Annotated in this window: 2 protein-coding genes and 1 pseudogene; all 3 read left to right on the top strand. The window is 71.6% G+C overall.

What is annotated here, in order from left to right:
* Positions 1–61: 61 nt before the first annotated feature.
* Positions 62–1,288, top strand: a complete 1,227-nt coding sequence (locus tag QH283_RS02785; RefSeq protein WP_280501447.1) for a hypothetical protein — start codon at positions 62–64, stop codon at positions 1,286–1,288.
* 24 nt (positions 1,289–1,312) lie between these two features.
* Entirely contained in the window at positions 1,313–2,398 is a 1,086-nt protein-coding gene (locus QH283_RS02780; protein ID WP_280501446.1) for an NAD(P)H-dependent amine dehydrogenase family protein, read from the top strand.
* Positions 2,395–2,588, top strand: a pseudogene (locus QH283_RS02775) (steroid C27-monooxygenase); the annotation flags it as partial. The gene QH283_RS02780 and the pseudogene QH283_RS02775, both read left to right, overlap by 4 nt.

Here is a 2,588-nt window from a genome sequence, read left to right as displayed (position 1 = left end):
ATTCGGCGGCCGCGCGCCCCGCGCCCCCCGGCCCCGCCGCCGGAGGTGACGGGTGAAGGCCATGCGCGCGCTGCCGCCCGAGACTCTGGCCGCGCTGGTGCCGGAACTGCTGCTGTGCGGGCACCTCATCGACCGGTGCGGCATGGCCTACACCATCGCCGCCTTCGGCCGGGAGGGCATGGCGGGCGTGGCGATCGAGGAGTGGCAGACCGCCAGCCCGGTCTACACCCGGCGCATGCAGCAGGCTCTGAAGTTCACCGGCGACAGTGTGGAGACCATCTTCAAGGGCATGCAGCTCGAGATCGGCGCCCCACCGCAGTTCATGGACTTCCGCTACCGGGTGCACGATCACGACCACGGCGAGTTCTGGCTCGATCACTGCGGCGCGCTGGCCGACGTGGAGCCGATGGGCGAGGAATTCGTGGTGGCCATGTGCCACGACATCGAGGACCCCACCTTCGACGCCACCGCGCTGGCCACCAATCCGCACGCCAGGGTCCGCCCGATCCACCGCCCGCCGCGGGTGCCCGCCGACCGGAAACCGGTCTGCGCGTGGACGGTCACCATCGATCCCGCGCACGAACCGCCGCCCACGCCGCCGAATTCCGGGCTGCTGGCGGATTCGGCGGCCGCGCGAACGGTTCTCGACCCGATCGACCCGGCCGAGGACGGCCGGGCCGACTACTCGGGCCCGTTGCTCAGCGATCTGCGCTTCGCCGACTTCTCGCACTCGGCGCTGACCCGCATCGCCGGTGAGGTGTGCCTGCAACAACACCTGCTCACCCTCGGCTTCCGTGTCGCGGTGCGCGCCAGGACCGGCGCGGACGAGACCGTCGACATCGTGCGCAAACAGTTCACCGGGATCGCCGGGCTGACCGCCGAACGGCTGCGTCGCTGTCTGGGCGTCGGTGACGACGCGGCGGGACTGGCGGCGGTGCTCGCGGTGCACCCCGCGCTGAACCCGCTCGCCTACACCGGCATCGACATCGCCCGCGACGGCGAGCGCGTGCGCCTGCACATTCCCGCCGAGAGCGGGGCGCGGACCGACGGCACGTGGCTGGCCACCCTCGCCCCGGACGCCCTCGCCCCGCTGAACGCGCTCGCGCGCGGTGTGAACCCGTGCTACGTCGCCACGGCCGAGCAGGCGGCCGATGGTCTCACCGTCGAATTCGCTCTGGCCGACGAGCCCTTTCGGGAGGCCTCCGAGGTGGCCGTCACCCGGTTCAGCACCGGCGCGGACTGGGTCTTCGCCGATCGCGGGAAGCCGCTGCCGCTCACCGTGGTGTGAGCGGCGGGAAGGAGACCGATCCCGATGACCGACAGCAGGATTCGCGTGATCCAGTGGGCCACCGGAGGCGTCGGCCGGGCGGCTGTCGAGGGTGTGCTCGATCATCCTCGACTGGAGTTGGCAGGCGTCTGGGTGCACAGCGAGGACAAGAACGGAGTGGACGCGGGCGCGCTGGTCGGCCGCCCGGACACCGGGGTGCGCGCCACCACCGATGCCGAGGCGCTGCTCGCGCTGGACGCCGACTGTGTGATCTACAGCCCGCTGCGAGCCGACACCGCGGTCATGCGCGCCATCCTCGCTTCCGGCAAGAACATCGTCACCCCGCTGGGCTGGTTCCACCCGTCCGCCGGGCAGCGGGTGAAGTTCGACGCGGTCTGCCGGGAAGCCGGGGTCAGCCTGCACGGCACCGGCATCCACCCCGGCGGCATGACCGACAAGCTGCCGATCGTGCTGTCGGCCTTCTCCGGCTCGATCACCGAGGTGCACGCCGAGGAGTACTCCGACATCCGCACCTACGCGGCCCCGGACGTGGTGCGCGACTGGATGCGTTTCGGCGCCGGCCCGGAGGAGGCCACCGGGGGCTTCATGGCGGGCATGCTGGCCGGCGGTTACGGGCAGTCGGTGCGGCTGGTCGCGCAGATGCTCGGCATCGACCTCGACGACGAATTGCGCACCGTGCACGAGGTCGCCGTCGCCACCGCGCCCATCGACTCGCCCATCGGCCCGATCCTGTCGGGACATGTTGCCGCGCAACGCATTCGGTGGCAGGGCACGGTCGACGGCGAGCCGGTGGTGACCGTCGGGGTGAACTGGCTGATGGGCGAGCAGGACCTCGACCCGCCCTGGCAGTTCGGCCCGGCCGGGGAGCGTTACGACATCCGCATAGTCGGCGACCCGGGCGCGCACGCGGTGATCACCGGCATGCACGCCGAATCCGCGGCCGCCGCGCTCACCCGCCATCCCGGCATCGTGGCCACCGCCCTGCACTGCGTCAACTCGGTGCCCGCGGTGGTCGCGGCGGAACCGGGCGTGCGCACCTATCGCGACCTGCCCCTGCTCGGCGGCTTCGCCCACCCGAGCATAGCGACGCATTCCAGGAGATCGAAGTGAGCGAGACGAGCACGAGCAGGCCGCTGTTGCCCGACGGCTGGGACTTCACCGACCCCGAACTGTGGGGCAGGCGCAGGCCGGTCGAGGAGTTCGCGCTGCTGCGCCGCACCGCGCCGGTGTGGTGGAACGCCCAGTCCGACGAGGATTCCGGCGGCATCCACGACGGCGGCTACTGGGTGGTGAGCAAACA

Source organism: Nocardia farcinica (genome assembly GCF_029867845.1).
Classification (GTDB): Bacteria; Actinomycetota; Actinomycetes; order Mycobacteriales; family Mycobacteriaceae; genus Nocardia; species Nocardia farcinica_A.
This window is presented reverse-complemented; position numbering and strand designations above follow the sequence as displayed.